This is a genomic window from Mucilaginibacter sp. NFX135, from assembly GCF_048565145.1.
Classification (GTDB): Bacteria; Bacteroidota; Bacteroidia; order Sphingobacteriales; family Sphingobacteriaceae; genus Mucilaginibacter.
In genome coordinates, this window is record NZ_CP183412.1 from 5,769,211 (window position 1) to 5,788,930 (window position 19,720).

General features: G+C 41.6%; 15 protein-coding genes. 3 read left to right on the forward strand and 12 right to left on the reverse strand.

What is annotated here, in order from left to right; genetic code table 11:
- Positions 1-223: 223 nt before the first annotated feature.
- The 7 genes from recG to ACNURT_RS24070 form a co-directional block, all read right to left on the reverse strand.
- Positions 224-2,323: an ATP-dependent DNA helicase RecG gene (gene recG, locus ACNURT_RS24040; protein ID WP_419699814.1), complete on the reverse strand. Its 2,100-nt coding sequence runs from the start codon at positions 2,321-2,323 to the stop codon at positions 224-226.
- A gap of 203 nt (positions 2,324-2,526) precedes the next feature.
- A complete protein-coding gene (locus ACNURT_RS24045) occupies positions 2,527-2,904 on the reverse strand; it encodes a RidA family protein (RefSeq protein ID WP_419699815.1) in 378 nt (125 codons plus the stop codon).
- A complete protein-coding gene (locus ACNURT_RS24050) occupies positions 2,901-3,044 on the reverse strand; it encodes a DUF6728 family protein (protein ID WP_317042954.1) in 144 nt (47 codons plus the stop codon). Before ACNURT_RS24050 ends, ACNURT_RS24045 begins: the two co-directional genes overlap by 4 nt.
- Before the next feature lie 225 nt (positions 3,045-3,269).
- On the reverse strand, positions 3,270-4,616 hold the full coding sequence (locus ACNURT_RS24055) for a M28 family peptidase (RefSeq protein WP_419699816.1): 1,347 nt from the start codon (positions 4,614-4,616) through the stop codon (positions 3,270-3,272).
- A gap of 100 nt (positions 4,617-4,716) precedes the next feature.
- Positions 4,717-5,259: a transposase gene (locus ACNURT_RS24060; RefSeq protein WP_419699817.1), complete on the reverse strand. Its 543-nt coding sequence runs from the start codon at positions 5,257-5,259 to the stop codon at positions 4,717-4,719.
- A gap of 96 nt (positions 5,260-5,355) precedes the next feature.
- A complete protein-coding gene (locus ACNURT_RS24065; RefSeq protein ID WP_419699818.1) occupies positions 5,356-8,526 on the reverse strand; it encodes an ATP-dependent helicase in 3,171 nt (1,056 codons plus the stop codon).
- A 97-nt stretch (positions 8,527-8,623) separates the two neighbouring features.
- Positions 8,624-10,351 (reverse strand): glycoside hydrolase family 3 protein, encoded by a 1,728-nt coding sequence (locus ACNURT_RS24070; protein ID WP_419699819.1) that lies wholly within the window; start codon positions 10,349-10,351, stop codon positions 8,624-8,626.
- A 246-nt stretch (positions 10,352-10,597) separates the two neighbouring features.
- Here ACNURT_RS24070 and ACNURT_RS24075 point away from each other — a divergent pair, with 246 nt between their 5' ends.
- Both ACNURT_RS24075 and ACNURT_RS24080 read left to right on the forward strand, forming a co-directional pair.
- Positions 10,598-11,269 carry a porin family protein gene (locus ACNURT_RS24075; RefSeq protein WP_370996846.1) on the forward strand — a complete coding sequence of 224 codons (672 nt, stop codon included), beginning with the start codon at positions 10,598-10,600 and terminating at the stop codon, positions 11,267-11,269.
- A gap of 160 nt (positions 11,270-11,429) precedes the next feature.
- Positions 11,430-12,347, forward strand: coding sequence for a glycosyltransferase (locus ACNURT_RS24080; RefSeq protein ID WP_419699820.1), 918 nt, complete (start codon positions 11,430-11,432; stop codon positions 12,345-12,347).
- 98 nt (positions 12,348-12,445) lie between these two features.
- On the opposite strand, the gene ACNURT_RS24085 is transcribed toward ACNURT_RS24080, so the two are convergent.
- The 5 genes from ACNURT_RS24085 to ACNURT_RS24105 form a co-directional block, all read right to left on the reverse strand.
- On the reverse strand, positions 12,446-14,308 hold the full coding sequence (locus ACNURT_RS24085) for an ABC transporter ATP-binding protein (protein WP_419699821.1): 1,863 nt from the start codon (positions 14,306-14,308) through the stop codon (positions 12,446-12,448).
- A 95-nt stretch (positions 14,309-14,403) separates the two neighbouring features.
- On the reverse strand, positions 14,404-15,345 hold the full coding sequence (locus ACNURT_RS24090) for a glycosyltransferase (protein WP_419699822.1): 942 nt from the start codon (positions 15,343-15,345) through the stop codon (positions 14,404-14,406).
- Between the two features lie 37 nt (positions 15,346-15,382).
- Positions 15,383-16,201: a hypothetical protein gene (locus ACNURT_RS24095; protein ID WP_419699823.1), complete on the reverse strand. Its 819-nt coding sequence runs from the start codon at positions 16,199-16,201 to the stop codon at positions 15,383-15,385.
- Positions 16,198-17,193: a glycosyltransferase family 2 protein gene (locus ACNURT_RS24100; protein ID WP_419699824.1), complete on the reverse strand. Its 996-nt coding sequence runs from the start codon at positions 17,191-17,193 to the stop codon at positions 16,198-16,200. Before ACNURT_RS24100 ends, ACNURT_RS24095 begins: the two co-directional genes overlap by 4 nt.
- Positions 17,194-17,342: 149 nt before the next feature.
- Positions 17,343-18,398, reverse strand: a complete 1,056-nt coding sequence (locus ACNURT_RS24105) for a glycosyltransferase family 4 protein (RefSeq protein ID WP_419699825.1) — start codon at positions 18,396-18,398, stop codon at positions 17,343-17,345.
- A gap of 404 nt (positions 18,399-18,802) precedes the next feature.
- Between ACNURT_RS24105 and meaB the strand changes: the two genes are divergently transcribed.
- A complete protein-coding gene (gene meaB, locus ACNURT_RS24110) occupies positions 18,803-19,690 on the forward strand; it encodes a methylmalonyl Co-A mutase-associated GTPase MeaB (protein ID WP_419699826.1) in 888 nt (295 codons plus the stop codon).
- Positions 19,691-19,720 lie beyond the last annotated feature (30 nt).

The window sequence follows — 19,720 nt, forward strand, 5'->3', positions numbered from 1 at the left end:
TCATGTTCGTATTTATGCCTCGTAGAGGCTACCCTTATACAGCATAGCAGTTTATTTAGGGTTGCACCTACGGAGCAAAAGATATTTTACCTGGTATGCTACAAATAGGTTGCTCCTAACGGAGCATATGCAATAAGAATCAATTCAATATATGTATAGCTAATATTTTATCTTACCACACCGTGATTATTAAACGAACGCAAGGTATTATCCGAACATGCTATCACGATATCTTATCCCAGCTTAAACCAGCGTTTTTGGTTTCAAAGGCATGATGCAGCACCTGGTTTTCGGGGAGGGCCAGTTGAGGGTCCTTTTCGAAGATCTGTTCAACAATCTTGCGTACTTTGAATAATAATTCCTGGTCGGTAGCCAGGTTGGCTAATTTAAGATCGAGCACACCACTTTGCTGGGTGCCTTCCAGGTTGCCGGGACCACGCAATTGCAGATCGATCTCAGATATTTCAAAACCGTTATTGGTTTTTACCATGGTCTCGAGCCTGATCTTGCCATCGTGGCTCAGCTTGTGGCTGCTCATCAAAATACAGTAGGATTGCTCGGCCCCACGCCCTACCCTACCGCGTAACTGGTGCAACTGCGACAGACCAAAACGCTCGGCATTTTCGATGATCATCACCGAGGCATTGGGCACGTTAACCCCTACCTCAATCACCGTAGTGGCTACCATGATCTGCGTTTCACCTTTGATAAAACGCTGCATTTCAAATTCCTTGTCGGCCGCTTTCAGTTTACCATGTACAATACTGATACGATAATCGGGCAGTGGAAACTCGCGCGACATCACCGCGATGCCATCTTCCAGGTTTTTCAGATCGAGCTTTTCGCTTTCCTGTATCAGCGGGTATACCACGTAGATCTGCCGGCCCAGGGCTATTTCCCTTTTCATAAAACCAAATACGCGCAGGCGCTGGTTCTCGTAAAAATGAAGCGTTTGGATAGGTTTACGGCCGGCAGGTAATTCGTCAATAACAGATACATCCAGGTCGCCATAAAGCGTCATGGCCAGTGTGCGGGGAATGGGTGTGGCTGTCATCACCAATACATGCGGCGGTATAATATTTTTGCGCCATAGCTTGGCCCTTTGCTCTACCCCAAAACGGTGCTGTTCATCAATAACCACAAAGCCCAGGTTTTTAAACTGAACTTTATCTTCGATCAATGCGTGCGTGCCGATGAGAATTTTAAGCTCGCCACTCTCCAGCCTTTCGTGTAATATCCTGCGATCCTTTTGTTTGGTAGAACCGGTAAGCAGGGCCACCTCAATAAAATCGTCACCAACCAAACTTTTTACTGTTTGGTAATGTTGGGTAGCCAAAATTTCGGTAGGCGCCATGATACAGGCCTGGAAACCATTGTCAACCGCTATGAGCATACTCATGAGGGCCACCACGGTTTTACCGCTGCCCACATCGCCTTGCAGCAGGCGGTTCATCTGTACACCGCGCTGGGTATCCTGTCTTATCTCTTTAAGTACCCGTTTTTGTGGAGTAGTAAGCTCAAAAGGTAATTTATGGTGATAAAAATCATTAAAATAATGCCCAACAGACCCAAAAATATTGCCCTTGAACTTCTGTGTATGCAACAATTTGTTGCGCAATAATTTAAGCTGCAGTAAAAACAGTTCTTCAAATTTTAACCGCAGAATAGCTTCATTTAGTAAACGAGCATCAGCCGGAAAATGGATATTACGATAAGCCTCGGCCCGGCTGATGAGCTTGAATTTTTGGATAATGTACAGCGGCAAGTTCTCGCGGATATCCCGGGCATGCAGCTCCAGCAAAGTGGAGGTGATTTTCTGGATGCCTTTGCTGTCCAGCTGAAACTGTTTGAGTTTTTCCGTGGAGTTATATACCGGTTGCAGACTGGCGTTACCCTGCCGTTGTGCCCCCGGCGAGTATACCTCCATTTCGGGATGGGCCATCTGGGCCTGTCCGTTAAAAAAGCCGGGTTTACCAAAAACAACATATACCTGCCCGGGCACAATAGTCTTTTCGATCCAGTTGATGCCTTTAAACCATACCAATTCCAGTAGGCCAGTATCATCTTTAGCCATAACTACCAGGCGTTTCGTATGCTTTTCGCCGACAACCTGTTTGTTCACAATACGTGCCAGCACCTGCACATAAGGCAGATCGGCCTGTATCTCTTTGATCTTATAAAAACGGGTTCGGTCGATATACCGGAAAGGGAAATGCCGTAAAAGATCCTCGAAGTTAGCGAGCGCCAATTCTTTCTTCAACACCTCGGCGCGGGACTGGCCCACTCCTTTCAGATATACAAGCGGTGTTTGAAAAGGATTCATAGATAAAGCTCAATATTTTACCCACCGTCATTGCGAGGAACGAAGCAATCTCTACACTGGCAGGTCGGTCATTCAGGTCCCAAACTTTTCTGTTTGCTCTGTATAGCATAGAGATTGCTTCGTTCCTCGCAATGACGCGTAGTTTATGTTTGTTTTATTCCCAACGCTTCACGCCAGCAGACGGGAAGCGTTGAATGAGGCTCTTACTTTACAGCAATAACCGAGATCTCCACATTTACACCTTTGGGTAATGCAGATACTTGTACCGTTTCGCGGGCCGGGAAATTGGCGGTGAAATATTTTCCGTATACCTCGTTCACCTGACCAAAATTACCCAGATCGGTTAAAAATATGTTGGTTTTTACAATGTTCTCAAAGCCGATACCGGCCTCGGTTAAAATGGCTTTGATGTTTTCCATCACCATCACCGCCTCGTCGGTAATACCAGTGGTTACCAGTTCGCCGGTAACCGGGTTAAGGGGAATCTGGCCCGATACAAATACAAAGTTCCCGGCTACGGTAGCCTGGCTATATGGCCCGATAGGAGCCGGCGCGTTATTGGTGTTTATTATTGTCATCATTTTTTAAGTATGAACACTTGTATCAGTTTGTAAATGATCCCCGCCAAAAACATAATAATAGCCAGCGCATTAATAAAATGCATAATGCGCAGATTAATGTTATTGGGTCTGTTTGGATCTTTCTTTCTGAAAAAATACATATCACAAAACTAATAAAAATTTGCCTCACCCAACCCTCTCCAAAAGAGAGGGCTTTGATTTGCATACTGAATAATCGTTGTCATTTCGAACGGAGAGAGAAATCTTCTACTATCTTCTTATACACTTAGCATCATGTATAAGATTTCTCACTCGTACCTCGTATCGAAATGACATTGAGGGTATTTTTAGTCTCCTCTCCCTTGGAGAGGGCCGAAGTGAGGCTATTACCTCACCGGTTTAGGAAAAACCGGCAAACTCTCGTGCCCATCGGCATCAACAGCTTGTACGGCGAAAAGGTAATTATCTTTTGAATAGGCCAGCGTGGTGGTAGTATCGGTTACATAAAATTTGCGTTCCCAAAAGGCGCTGGTGGTTTCGCGCATGAGCACATAGTAGCCTGCCGGTTTTTTTCCGGTAGCCGGGGCCTCCCAGGTTAGTTTTGTTTTATTGGTAAGATCGCTGGTGATAATGCCTACGTTTTGTGGCCGGGCTGGGGCCGAAGCCAGGTTGGCCAATATCGACAGGTTCATGCGCGCCACTTTTTGTACGTAGTTAAAATCAACAAAGTTGGGCAGGTCGCCGTAATCCATACCGTTTTCGGTACGGATGTTTTGGTGCTGGCGATTAAAGTCCTCATTCATTTCGGTGAAGCGTACCGCGCTGAAGCCCTGTTCCAGGAAAGGCAAATGATCGCCGCCACGCAGATAACGGTCGCGGCGGTAGATGAGTTTTACATCCAGCTGGTCAACATAACGCTCACCGGTTTCCTTGGCATAGCGGGCCAGTTCGCGTGAAGGGCTATCATTTTCGCCACCTAATGATTTCAGTGCGGCCACCTGTTTATCCGTAGCGTTGGTCGGTATACCATCGCTAAAAACACGCACGCTGCGGTTATCTTTCAGGTCGGTTTCCATGCCGTGCGTATTGCCTACAATATCATTATTGAGCATGGCATCTACATTCCAGTTTTCGGTTTTGGCACGTTTGGCCAGGTTGGCCGATCCATACAAACCCTGCTCCTCGCCCACCACCGCCGCGAAAATAATGGTAGCCGGGAACGACCGTTTAGCCATCACCCTGGCCAGCTCCATGGACAGGGCTGTTCCAGAAGCATCGTCATTGGCACCTGGTTCAACCCCATTGGCATCCATCACATCATTGATGCGCGAATCATAATGACCAGATACGATATATACGCGGGTATCCGTAGGATCTGTACCCTTTAATATAGCCAGTACATTTTTAAGCTTTACTGGTTTATCAATGCGCGTCCCTTTTGGCTGGGTAAACGTATCAAACTGAACGGTCATCCTTCCGCCGGAGAGAGCGGCATATTTTTTCATTTCGGCCTTGATCCAATTGCGCGCCGCACCGCTCCCGGTGGTTTTGCTGGTGGTATCGCTCAGGGTATGCCTGCTTTTAAAGGTTACCAGTTTGCGGATGGTAGCTTCGATATTTTTGGAAGATACCTCATCCACCATTTGTTTGATACCTGCATCGGGTTTGATGATGGTTTGTGCCGCGGCAGGCAGGGTTAATAAGAGAAGAATGAATAGTTTTAGGTGTTTCATGCGTTTTTGATGCTTTTATGTTGGGAGACGCATGTGATGCGTCTCTACGTTTTTTTTAATTTGTAGAGACACATTACATGTGTCTCCTATGGATCATATTTTATAAATATAAATTTTCAAATCCATGTTTATTTAAAAGCCAGTTTCCGGGATTATCATAAATATATCCCTGAATATTTTCGTGCTCTTTTTTATCTCTTATCACCCTATCATAATAACGAGGTTGCCAGGAAAATTCAATGTTGTTCCTATCTGCGTATTGCTTTACGGATCCTTTATAACCTCTTAAGACAGATGCGAGATTATTTCTTTGACCACCAAATTTATTAGTTTCCCATGTGGTCTTATCCGGTTTATTGAAAAACAATATCCCATGTAAGTGATCTGGCATAACAACAAAGTCTTCAGGAATAACATAGGGATGAAATTCTCCTATTTTCAACCAGTTATCAGATGCAATTTCAGCTATTTTTGCTTTTCTCAGCATCGCAGTTTCTGAAATATCAGTTTGAATAATTTCGCCAAAAAATGGAATGCGATCTTTTGTACAGATGGTTACAAAATATAGTCCATGTGATCCATAATCCCATCCCTCTAAACGCGGAGAGGAAATTCTATACCTTTTTTGAAATTTATCCTCCATATTTTATACCTGAAATCAGGAGACGCATGTGATGCGTCTCTACATTTTTTTCTTTGTAGAGACACATTACATGTGTCTCCTAATATGCTAAAGAACCTATTCCTCTTCTTCCTCGCTTGCGGTTTGTAACATTTCGTCTACCTGCTTAAAATTGCTTTTTACAAAATGGCACCAGTCGCACTCTTTTTTACCGCAGCCGGTGTTAAAATCGTGGGCCATTATTTTGGCATAGGTATCTTTGATCTGCCAGGTCACTATGTCCATATCATCAGGAATGATCACAAATTTTTCGCGGTGATATTCGCCCTCACTTACCGGCTCTACAAAATCAAATACGGTGCTTACTACTTCCCAATCATTGGTACGATCGTGGTCCACCAGTATTTTATAAAATACACCCTGGCGCCAGTAATCGCCACCGTTCGGGAAATCATTGGTAGGTCTTAACAGTTTGTCTTTCGCGTTTTTGAGCTTGCCCGTTTTATAATCTACTACGGTTACATGTTTGCCATCAAACTCCATCTTATCCAGGTTACCTTTAATCGGTACACCGCCTATCTCAATATTTTTGATGGTGCGTTCGGTAATGGCCACCTTATTCCAATGGTTTACATTTTTTTCATAATAAGGTGGTAATATCTTTTCGCCGTAGGCTACGCGCAATTTATATTCATCCTTGGTAAACGAATCCTTGTTGCGGGCCATATACCAGCGAAACTCATTCATAAACTGCTCGGTCGACAGGAACTCATTATCATTGTCCTTGAGCAATTTATAGGTTTTATTAAGCGCCCAATGCACCGCCTGCCCAAATGTAGCCGATGGACTTTTGCCCGATGGCACCCTGATCAAACACTGAAAATAAAACCGCAACGGGCAATCCAAATAACTGCTCAGGTGCGTTACCGACAGCGTATAGTTTTGCAGCAGCAGGTTGATGTAATTTTTATCCAGCAATTCCACCTTTGGTTTTTCGGCCTCACTAAACTGGGTCAGATAAAAACCGAGCATGGCTCCTTCCGTTACTTTTGGATAATGTACCTGCAGATCGGTGCTGGCGAGTATTTCGCCTACAAACTGACTTGCTTCCTGGTCTTTGGCCTTTTTATCTTTATTAGCATAGGAGATATAAAGATGCTGCTTAGCCCGGGTTATCGCTACATAAAACAACCTCCGGCCTTCTTCTTTTTGGGCGATATCATCGGATGCTGCCTGGGTTAAGGTATCAGGATAGCTGAAGCCGGTGTTACGACCCTTACTATCCCAGGTACGCTTGTCGCAGCCTATAAAAAACACATGTTCAAACTCCAGGCCTTTGGAACCGTGAGCAGTTAAAAAGTTAACGCCATTATCTGAGAAGATCACCTGGTTCAGATCAAGCCTGATCCCGTTCTTCTTCATCAGTTCAATGGTGGCTATCAGCTCGGTGAGCTTAATTTCGGGGTTCTTACGACTTTCATCCTTCAGGAAATCAAAAAAACTGGTGAGCATTTGCATATGTCCACCTTTATCAGTCTGTTGCATAATGTAACGCAGGATACCCATTTTGGCTATTACATCCTGAAAAAGGGCTTGCAAAGTTTTGCTCACTGCCGATTGCAGCAACTCATCAATATCATTAATAAGATACTTCATCGCGGTAACCTTATCCGGGGTAAAAAGGTCGGTTTGTGATGGGGGGCGTAACTCACTAACATAACGGCGGATAGACGTTTTGGGCTTATTGCCCGTTACGGCACCATAATTTTCTTTGGCTACCGCAATGCTGGCCTTGGCAATTTCAATAGGGGCGATGTTAAAGAAATCATAGTGCATGATCTCGAACAACAACTCATCGCCACTATAGGGTGAATCCAGTTCCATAGCCAGGTAGCGTAAGATATTGATGATCTTTTCGCCGAAGGGCTGGGTCAGGATATCGATCTTGCGCTTGGTATTTACCGCAATCTTCTGGATGTCGAGATATTTGATCATCTCTTCCACCTGGCTGTGATTACGATAGATCACCGCGATTTCGCCCGGCGGCGTACCCTTATCGATCAATGCTTTGATCTGTGCCGATACATCAACCAATTCCTGGTCGGGGTTTTCGTATTCGTTGATCACCGGTTCCACGGTCAGCTCGGCAAAACGACTGTGCGATGCGCGCAGCTCCTTATCCAGATTGAGCTGACTGGTTAACCTTTCAAAATTATTATTAATAAGGGCTCTTGAAATATCCAGGATATGTTGATTGGAGCGATAATTATGCTTCAATACCACCGTGTGCAGGGTATCCACATAATCGGTAGCAAAATCAAGGATGTTTTTCATGTTGGCTCCCTGAAATTTAAAGATAGACTGGTCATCATCACCCACTACAAAAACGTTGGGCACATCCCAGTAGCTTAGTAAAAACCGGAGCAACTCGTTTTGCGAACCGCTGGTATCCTGAAATTCATCTACCAAAATATACTGATAGCGTTCCTGGTATTTACGCAGTATCTCTTCATTATCGCGGAAAGCTTTAAGCACCCAGATGATCATATCGTCATAATCATACCGGCCGCGGGCTTTCATCTTGGCATCGTAGTTTTTGTATTCACCTACGGCTGCCAGTAGTTTGCTCATAGTTTCATGGGCGGCATCGATATCCTTTTGTTTAGGATCGCCAACTTTAATGCCGGTTTTAGCATTGGCCCGTTTGTACACAAACTCCTCACGATTGGGAATATCGTCCAGATACTCCTGAACAGCCCTTGTTATCATACCAACGTCCCAGTTCTCCCGTTTCATGGTCGAGAACAGATCTTTAAGACGCTTGGTATCGTAGTAAATATCTCCAGTAAAGCGTTTAAGCAAATGATCGTTCCCAAACTCATCAACCAGCTCACGGAACAACATCGCCGATTCCAGATCAGATAATGATTCCAGGTTCAGTTTGCCAAAATATTCCAGGTTTTCCTGGATGATCTCGTTACAAAAAGCATGAAAGGTATATATGTTGATGCGATAGGCATCAGGACCAATAAATTCAAACAGGCGTTTACGCATGGCCACCGCCCCGGCATCGGTATAGGTAAGGCACAGTATCTCACTGGGCAGGGCGTCGGTATCGGTTAATATTTTACCTATCCTGGCGGCCAGTATCTGTGTTTTGCCCGTACCCGGTCCTGCCACTACCAGTACCGGCCCATCCATTTTATTAACAGCAGCTAACTGCTCGGGGTTTAATCCGGCCAAAGCCGCTTGAAATTTATCGTTATACTTATGAAGATTTGATTGCATATTGTTTAGTAAAGATAAGAAATACCCCCTCTAATCTCCCTCAAAAGAAGAGACTTTTATGCATTCCTAAAGCCTTTTTAGCGAGGATTGGGTAGGGTTACTGCAAACCCAGCCCTGCACCAGTAGGGAAAGACGTATTTACACTCACCGGCAATTTACCCGTTGGCTTTAGTGTGCCGGCAATTACTTTGGCTGCCGACCTTTGCAGTTCCGGACTCATTTGATAACATACCATTAGTGCATTGCTTTTCTCGATGCCAGGTAAACCTGCAATAGTGTAAGCATTAGCAAAAACACTCATTACCATACCCTTGCGGGCAGCAAGCTCGGTTATCATCTGGCGTACGTCACTGCTGTAATCCAGTTTACTTTGCGGGCGCAAACGGGTATCATGTATGCCTACAATTACCTGGTTGTATTGCTTTACCCAGTTCATGATATTTCGCACTTCTATTGCCGGAGCATTTTTAGCTACGATGAATATGCGGCAATTCGGAAAACTTTTAGCTACTTCCTGCTGAAAAACGGTAGGCGCTTCAACCCCTATGCTCACGATGGCTGTTTTCAGGAACGGGTTCAGCTTCAGCGCGGCCGAGTTACCTTTTAACAAAGTTACAGAGGCATCACTCAACTGCTGTACCAGATCCTTCGCAGTCTGACGATTCAAGTCTTCACTTAAATTCACCGGTGAAACCTGTGGCCGGCGGTTAAGACCTGCCCAGTATTTGGCCGCCAATACCTTCTTTACTTTAGTTTGAAATTCTTCCTGACTGATCAAACCTTTACGTATGGCCCGGCGGATGAGCTTAACAGCGCGATCTGAATTTTCTGATAATTCAATAATATCAATACCCGCCAAAAAAGCTTTTACATCGGCCTCGCCGTTAGGAAAATATTTGGTAACCCCTTTCATCTCCATTGCATCGGATACCACCAGGCCTTTAAACCTTAATGAATCTTTAAGAACACCCGTTACGATGGGGCGCGACAAGGTTGATGGTAAGCGTTTAGTACTATCCAGTGCGGGGATGCTCATATGTGCTATCATTACACCGCTGATGCCCGCATTAATAGCCTCCCGAAAAGGATATTCCTCGAGCGAATCCAGGCGGGCACGATTGTAGGGCAACAAAGGCAGATCAAAATGCGAATCGACATTGGTATCGCCATGCCCCGGAAAGTGTTTGGCCGTAGTGAGCAAACCGGCATCCTGCATGCCCTTAAAATAGGCTATCCCTTTTTTGGCCACATTATACATATTATCGCCAAAGGACCGATAATTGATCACCGGGTTATTGGGATTGTTGTTGACATCCATATCGGGCCCAAAGTTAATCTGGATCCCCAGGCGCTTAAAATCATAAGCTACCTGTTGCCCCATTTTGTATATCAGGTTATTATCCTGTATGGCGCCCAGCGTCATTTGGTAGGGGTATGATATGGTAGAATCCAGGCGCATGCCCAGGCCCCATTCACCATCCATAGAAATAAGCAAAGGTACCTGTGCCAGCCTTTGGTATTTATTAACCAGGGTAGCCTGTCTGCCTGGGCCGCCCTGAAAAAACACCAGACCGCCAATCTGCTCTTCTTTAATTACCCGGGCCACCGAATCTTCATAGGCTTTGCCCTTATTGGTATGCGCCCTTACAAAAAGCAACTGGGCCACCCTTTGTTTGCGGCTTAGTTTGTTATACACAGAATCAACCCAGCGGTTCTGTGTATTCAGGCTTTGTATATAGCTTGTCTTTTGGGCGAAAGCATTAACCGCAATAAAATGAAGTGCTATAATTAAAGTGCGGCAAACACCGTTATTGAATTTTGGCATGGTTCGAATGTAGTATAAAATAGTATTGGGTAATCAGCAACAAGTATCGGGATTTTTGAAGATTTCATGAAGAAATACAACTCTCCTGATGTTTAACACGAATTATTGGATATTCAAAATAAACCTTTGTATAAATTTTTAATCTATACATGTACAAATTAAATTAATTAAGGAACAGTTACAGATCCTATTCATAAAACACAAACATCTGTAATTGGTTCTGCTACCGTTAAAAACAAATAAAAAATGAAAAAATTTATCTTTTTTGCAATATGTTTATTTGCAGCCGGCGCTGCCAGCGCGCAAAACTATAATGGCCCTTACCGCAGGCCACCACGCCGCTATGTAAGGCATGAACAACGCAGACCGTATAATGAGAATCAGATCAAAGTGGGTTTTACCGCTGGCCTCAACGTTGCAAATTCGCTTGATGCTTATGATTCCCGTTTTAGCTCAAACAGTATTGCGGCCTTCAATGTGGGGCTTACACTGGATGTTCCTGTTACAAATTATTTTTCATTCGCACCCGAAGTATTATTTTCGCAAAAGGGGTACAGTGCCGACCTTGAAAATGCCCATTTTACTGAACGTACCAACTATATCGACGTTCCCTTATTGGCAAAATTCAAGATCGTGCCCGGGTTTAATTTCTTAATCGGCCCTCAGCTTACCTTTTTAACTTCGCAAAGAGATACTTACCGTGACTTTGGCACCAATGTAGAAACCCGCTATGATGGGCACGAAGGTGATCAAAGCTATGTTGCCGGTGTTGTAGGCCTTAGTTTTGATATTAACCGCAATGTGGAGATCAGAGGCCGTTATAACATTGACCTTTCCAGGAACAGCTCTAATGAAGCCGATCTACCCGATTTTCGTAACCAGGTTTGGCAAATTGGCTTAGGATTTAAGTTTCAATAAATTGCATATTATTAAACATTTTCCTGCAAAAATGACACAAAATGCTGTAGCAAACCTACAGCATTTTGCGTATTTATGGTTTTAGCGCATAACAAAAACTCGCGTAAAGAGTTATTTAACTTAATTAACTATTAATATAGCTTACATTTGCCATTTCCCTATGATATCTGTAATTATTTGTTCGGCCAATAAAAATCTCCTTAAGCAGGTAAGTGAAAATATTTCAGCAACCATCGGTGTTCCATATGAAATTATTGCCACCGATAACAGCGATGGCCAACAGGGAATCTGCTCCGTTTACAATAGGGGAATTTTAAAGGCCCGGTATGATATTTTATGCTTCATGCACGAAGACGTGCTGATTAAAACCGATAACTGGGGGCAAAAAACCGTTCAATTATTTCATAACGATCCGGAGTTAGGCTTAGTTGGTGTTGCCGGCAGTAGCTATAAACCTGTTACACCTTCTGGCTGGGGAGGCACAGGCATTGACACTACCTATACTAACTTATTACAATCCTTTAAGTATAAGGAAAAGAAAACCAAACATATTAATCGCAATCCTAACAACGAATCAATATCCGAGGTAGCTTGTGTTGATGGGGTGTGGCTTTGCACCACCAGAAAAATTGCGAGAGAAATCATGTTTGATGAAAATACCTTCCGGGGATTCCACGGATATGACATCGATTTTTCTTTATCGATTGGCCAAAAATATAAGGTTGCTGTTACGTTTGAGGTTTTACTCGACCATCTTTCGGAAGGACGATACGACAGTACATGGATGAAAGAAAATTTAAAGCTGCATGATAAATGGAGTAAACATTTACCTGTAAATATTGAACCGCTTACTCCTAAACAGGTTATTTATATCGAAAAAACAACATTTAAAGATTTTATAGAACAACTGATTAAATTTGAGTATCCCATTTCAGCAGCATTTAATATATTATGGAAAGATAACAAATTCTTAACGCTTGATCTAAAGCTTTTTCTGAAATTGAATTTTTACATTCTTAAAAAGTACCTGACTTTAGATAGTACCCGGGTGAGTAATAAACAACTTGCGGAAAGTTAAACTTCATATCCGTAGGCTTTAAAAACCGGGGGCCAGAAATCAACAACCACCGACTATTCATTCTCATCGGGATTAATTTAACTTTTACCCACTATTTATTAATCGGCATTAAAAGTTTGCATATCTATCAGCTTCTTGTACAGCCCGTTGTTTTGCAACAGTTCAAGGTGCGAGCCCTGCTCAACTACGCAGCCTTTCTCCAATACAATAATAATATCGGCATTTTGTATCGTACTGAGGCGGTGTGCTATGATAAGCGAGGTACGGTTTTTCATCAAATTGTTCAACGCGTCCTGCACCAGTTTTTCAGATTCGGTATCCAATGCTGAGGTAGCTTCATCAAGCAGCATAATAGGCGGGTTGTTCAATACAGCCCGGGCAATACAGATCCGTTGCCGCTGCCCGCCCGAAAGTTTTGTCCCTCTGTCGCCTGTATTGGTCTGATAGCCTTTTTCAGTTTCCATGATAAAATTATGTGCATTGGCAATCCGCGCAGCGGCTTCAACCTCCTCTTGCGTTACCCCTGTTTTGCCAAAGGCTATGTTATTAAATATGGTATCATTAAACAATATCGACTCCTGGTTCACAATACCCATTTGTGCCCTTAATGATTCCATAGTAACCGCTTGTATATTTATACCATCAATATATATAGTACCCATCTGTGGTTCAATAAACCGGGGCAGCAGATCCATCAGGGTTGATTTACCTCCGCCTGACGGACCAACCAAGGCTACCGTTTTGCCTTTAGGTATTTCGAGGTTGAGATTGTTCAGTACATATTTATCCGGTTCTGGGTCAATGCCCTTGTCATTTGGTTTAACCTTGTTTTTATAAGCAAAAGATACATTTTCAAACCTTACGCTTTTGGTAAAATCGGTTATGGTTACAGCGTCAGGGGCATCTGTTATTTGTGGCTTTTCATCAATAAGTGCCAGTACCCGTTCCCCCGCTGCTATACCGGAATGTATATTGCTGAAAGAATCGGATATGGCCTTCGCGGGCCTCATGATTTGCGAAAACATGGCAATGTATACGATAAAGTTGTCGGCTGATAAGGTACCAGTACCGTTAATAATCAATGAACCGCCATATAATACAATACCAGCCACCATTAAAACCCCTAAAAACTCCGATACAGGTGAGGCCATTTGCTGCCTTTTGGCCATTGAACGGGTTATTCTTGAATATTCCCTGTTCTCATGATCAAATCTGTCTTTTATAAATGAAACCGCATTGAACGCTTTAATGATCTTTATACCTGATAATGCTTCATCAAGGTTACTGATCATGTTACTGTAAGTTTGTTGCGACTCAGTAGCCTGCTCTTTCAGCCGCTTGACTATCCTTGATATAACAAATGCCGAAACAGGAATGATCAGCATAGAAAACAACGTTAACTTAACCGATATAACAAATAAAAATATCAGGTAGGTTAATAGTTGAAAGGGCTCTTTAAACGCAACCTGCAATGTACCGGTAACCGAGAATTGTACCACTTGCACATCGGCTGATATTTTTGAAAGGATATCTCCCTTACGTTCATTACTAAAATAACCCAGGTGCAGGTTCATTACGTTATTAAAAACTGTTTTCCTGAGATTAAGCAAAGTATAAATCCGCAGGTTTTCCATAATGCGCTGCGAAAAATACCTAAATAAATTGCTTAGTAATACTGATGCTACAATGGCAACACAAACAAACTTTAAAGCACCCAGGGGGCCATAATGTTGATTGGCTGTGTAAGCAAAGTAATTAAAATCTTTTAAAGGATCCCACCAGTTGGCGGGCTTGTTTATCACCTCTGTAGTAGCCGGGTTAAAAATTGTTTTTAATAAGGGAGCAAGCAATGCAAGATTAAGCGTATTAAATATTACCGAAAGTAAGGTTAAGATAAAGTATGGAACGGCAAACTTACCGATAGGTCTGGCAAAGGAAAGAAGTCTGAAATAAGTCTTCATTAATTTATTTTATAAAGATGCAAAGCTAATAGTAATTAACAAATTACCGTTATTATATCAGGATGCCATAACCATAGTAATGTTACAATGTATTGTTAGTTTATTTTCAGGCTTTTAATTACAATATCCTTTTCACGCTTTGAAAACCTTAACGCAAAATTAACTTTCGATATACCCTTTCTGACTTTAATGTACGGGAATAAGTTATAATAATCTTCCATTATCATTTTAAACAAGGGCATAGAATATGCTTTGCTCAGTTTTAACCGGAGGGCATTATTTAAATTGTTTACATATATACGATCTTCCTCTTTAAAATTTGGATAAGTAGACAGAGCCTGTACCTGGTAAAACATTACTTCAAAATACCTATTCTTTATAATGCCATTGCTGTTTCTAAATATCCCGGTTACGGCGCTTTCATGATGCCGGTACTTTGTTAACACTTGATCAATAAAAACAATGCGTTTATGATAATGAGCTATAAAACCCATCCACCAATCATAAAATCCGATTGGCGGAAATGGTAATATATAGGTTAAAAACACGCGTGCGAACAAGGTGGTATGCCCGGTAATATAATTGTTTAATAAGAGTGATTTATAGCTGCGCAGCCGGCTTAAAGAAAAATCACTTAACAACTTCTCATCTTTAACAACTCCATTCTCGTCAATAATTACAGAATTTGAAAATATCAGCCAATTGTCTTTTATATTATCCAATAGTATCTGAATTTTGTTGATCTCCCAGATATCGTCCTGATCACTGATAGAGATAAAAGAGCCCTTGGTTAATTTAAGAGCTTTTTCAAAATTTTTATTGAACCCTAAATTAGTATCATTGCGAAAACACCTGATCCTTGCATCACATTTTGCAAAATCATTGACTATTAAAAAAGTCTTATCTGTTGAACAATCGTCTACAATTATGATCTCTATGTTTTGGTATGTCTGATCAATAATGCTTTGCAACTGCTCTTTTATATATTTTTCACCGTTGTAAGTACAAAGTGCTACGGATATTAATGGTTGTTTCATGTACTATTAATAATAAGCCGCAAGTAATCATTTATAGTTAAGACCTGCTTAGCTTTGTTTTTATTTCTTCGGCGGTTTTTATAACTCTCCTTAATACACGGGTATTGAATAACCAGTTTTTTAACGGGAAGCCTGATAAATAAAATTTAGCGATAGTGGTATTCATATACCGGCCTTTCATAAAGCGAACATATTTCTTTTTGACCCTGGCCAAAGTTTCATAAAAAGACTTATCGATATTGCCTTTGCTATAATGAATTAACAAAAAATCAATAACATAAGCCGAATATCCTAATAACCGGGCTACCATACACAAGTCCAATCCGTATAAATGATAACCACCTATATCTGATGAAAAGGCGAGGTTAGCGCTGTTTTTAACCAGCATAAAGTTTTCATCAACACTGCAAACCTGCTGGGGCAATTGTCCTTTTATGTCAACAAAACCATCGGGATAGGCTATCTTTATCGCCAACCGATCATATAAACGATCGGCCGCGCCGGCGTTTCCCAGAATCGCCCAGCGGGGATCAAGAACGCTTATCTCTTCAATCCGCCTATCAAGCAACTGCTTATTGCTGGTACCGGTAAGTAAAATATCCTGATGGCACAAAATCACATATTCACCCTTTGCCTGCTGTAAAAGCACATTAAGACCCTGATAAGCGTCCATGCGATTGATTTCGCTGTTGTCCACAACCAGGTATTCGCAAATATCTTCGGTAAATCCTCCTTCTATAAAAGAGTTAAGCATCTCTGTATATTGCTCTTTGCGGGTTACCAGTGTACAAACAGAATATTTATATTTATAAGCCGGCAGTTCTATTCGTTTAATAAATTCAGGTAGCCCGGTCATTTTTGTTGCATTTTAAAAGTTTGATCAAGCACTTTAATAATATTTTCTTTAACAGTAATAAAGGGAATATACTGCCGCTTTGCAACAGCAGTTGTTATAAACCGTTGTTTATAGCTATGCATTGCCGGTATCAATTTTATAAAAAGCAAGTATGCTTTGTAATAATACAGCTTTCCGCTTATCCATTTTACCACCAGGGATAAAAAGGTTATAAAAGCCCACAAATATAAACGTATCCCCCGCAGATGAAAATAATGCAGTAACAGTCTATTACGCGTACTGATGGTTTTAATTCGTTTTTTTGAACTGTGTGCTTTGATAGTTGTAGATATTGCATGCCAGCATACCGCATCATGTTCATAATAACATTTCCACCCATTTTCCCAGGCTCTTAAAGACAGGTCAAGATCCTCATGATAAAAAGGTGAGAATAATTCATTAAACCCGCCCAGTTCAAGCAACTTTTCACGATTTACCAAGGCATTGGCTCCGCTTAAATAATAGGTATAAATATTGCCGCCTTTATCAAAGGCTACATTTTTTAAATGATTTATCTTAAAAAAAGATTGGCGTGGGTATTTGCAGGCTTCCACCACTTCATCGCTTTCTTCATCACGTATCTGCGCCATTACCCCAAAGGTATCGGCAATAGCAAAATACCTCAGTTGTGTAATAAAATATTCTTCACTGAGTTTGATATCGCTATTAAGCATTAACACCAAGTCAAGTTTGGCAGCGGATATACCTTTATTTATATTGGTGGCAAAGCCGCCATTCTTTTCACTCTTAATTAAAATAATTTCAGGATACTGCTGGCTAATAAAATCAACACTACCATCAGCAGAAGCATCGTCGGCTACGATAACCTCATAAGCCACCCCGCTCGCTTTCAAGGCACTAAATACAAGAGGCAAATTTTTTTCGAGCAGGTTTTTACCATTGTAATTAGGTATCACAACGGATATGCCCGTAACAGTATTGATATTTTGCATTAGATAATAATGAACTATTTATTTCACTTGTTAAAGTTTATGGGCGCCTGATCAATAGCGATGCTATACAAGAGCGCCTTATTAAAATGCCGTGCAAAAATACAATAACAGAACCTGGCTTAGCCTACATGCAATTATATAATTAACGATCATATGCCCAGGCATTCGGAATACAGATCAAGATATTGCCGGGCCGTTTTTTCCCAATCAAATTTAGCCGCATGCTGCATGATGCTTGCCTCCATATTGTTGGCTGCATATTCTTCCAAACCTTTGGCAAAAGTTGCCTGCATGGTTTCGGGCTCAAAGTTATCAAAGTACCAGGCCGCGTCGCCGCCAACCTCTGGCAGCGAAGTATATTTTGATAAAAAAACGGGCTTGCCAAAATGCATAGCCTCAATAACGGGCAACCCAAAACCTTCGGCTATTGACGGAAATGCAAAAGCTTCGCAATTTTTGTAATACCAGGCCTTATCATCATCGCTGATCAAACCGATCAGTTTTACCCTATCCACGCAGTTATACTTATTTGCCTCCTCTATTATTCGCTGCTGATAATCGGTTATTTTACCAGCGATGATCAATTCCAGATCATTATCATGAAGCAAGGCCGGTAAAACATGAAAGTTCTTTTTGGGGGCGAGGCTACCTATAGTAAATATAAATTTTCGCGTTGGTTTGTGCGGCGGTTCATGATGCTGCGGTAAAACAAGCTTATCGGCACCATTATAAATAACCGTTAACTTGCCGGCCGCCTGCGGATAATACTTTATAATATCACCTGCTACAAAATTGGATATAGTTACTATCCTATCACAGCTATCAATATAACCGCCAAGGCGATTGAGGTATTTTTTATAACGTGCCGGTGAACGTGTTTTTTCATGAACCGGGTTCATATCATGAATAGTGAGCACCTTTTTGGCTTTTACCCGCGCAGGTTTTAATTTACAATACTGGTTAGTAAAATGAACCAGGTCAAATTGCTTATATGCCGGGAAAAACACCTTATGCAAAGGCGACATTAAAACAGTACCAGCAAGCTGTTGAAACCAATAAATTGATTTTTTGTGCAGATATCCGAATATGCTGAACCGTCCTTTATTCTCCTTCAGTATTTCATCGCCCAAGCTTCTTTCAAAAAAAAACATGCCCGATGTTGCGCGTCTTAACGAATCGAAGGTAATGAGTATAGCGGGTTTCAAATGTGTAATGATATTTTATATTAAACCGGATCTTAGCAATATTAACTACTACAATTTGTACCCGGCAATCTGTTATAAACAATGCTAAAAAAACAAATATACGGTTTTGATGAATTAAGCCTTTCTGCATTACTTTATTAAATAACAAAGCAGGCATCAGCACCGGCTTTTATGGTAATACTCAAATCATTTGATTTTTTATGATCTGCATTACTTGGTACATTAGTATTGTTATTTTTGGTGCAGCTAAATAGCGTAAACAGGCAGATAGTTATTAAAAGTTTTTATCATTTAGGATAATAAGGTGAGTAATAAAACACCATGTGATTATTACTGACTAAGCATGCCATTTATGTAATTTAAATAGCCTTATTTTAATATTAAAAATTATAAAAATACTTACATTGAGTAACAGCATATATATTAATCCTGATAATCATAACTTTCGTGATATAGCACGTGGCTTAACCGTTGTTGAAAACAACCTGCAGGGCAGCGCTGAATTATTAAGGAATTTAAAATTCACTAAAGCCGCACCTATAGTAGGCATAACCGGACCGCCGGGGGCAGGTAAAAGCACACTGGTTAATTCGTTGATCGATCTGCTGTTAGCCGATGGCAGCAAAATAGCAGTTTTGGCCATCGACCCGACCTCCCCATTTAATTTCGGATCGTTACTGGGCGACAGGATCAGGATGGCCTCGCACTTTAACAGCCCCAATGTATTTATCCGTTCCCTGGCCACACGCGGTTCTTTAGGTGGCTTATCGGCCAAAACCATCGAAATGACCGACGTACTGCGTGCATCGGGCTTTGATTATGTATTGATAGAAACCGTGGGTGTGGGCCAATCGGAAATTGAGATAGCCGGCCTTGCTGATATTACCCTGGTGGTACTGGTGCCTGAAGCCGGGGATGAGATACAGCATATTAAATCGGGCCTGATGGAAATTGCCGACGCCTTTATCATTAACAAAGCCGACAGGGCCGATGCGGATGTATTTGCCAATAATTTAAAAAAGATAATAGGTCAAAACCAGGGGGAGCAACCTCCCGTATTTAAAACCATCGCTTCACAAGCCGGGGGCATCCATGAAATTGCAAATTTTATTAAATCGCCGCCAAAAACACAGCATAGCCGCCGGGAATTGCTACTGACCGAAAAAGCATACAAACTCATTCAGCAAAAATTAATGCAACGTATTGATAAAAAAAAGCTTCAGCATGATGTTACTGAAGCATTAAAAGATGAAAAATTCAATCTGTATAGTTTTGTAGATACTTATGTATAGTTTATGATGAATTAACAATTCAATAACAAT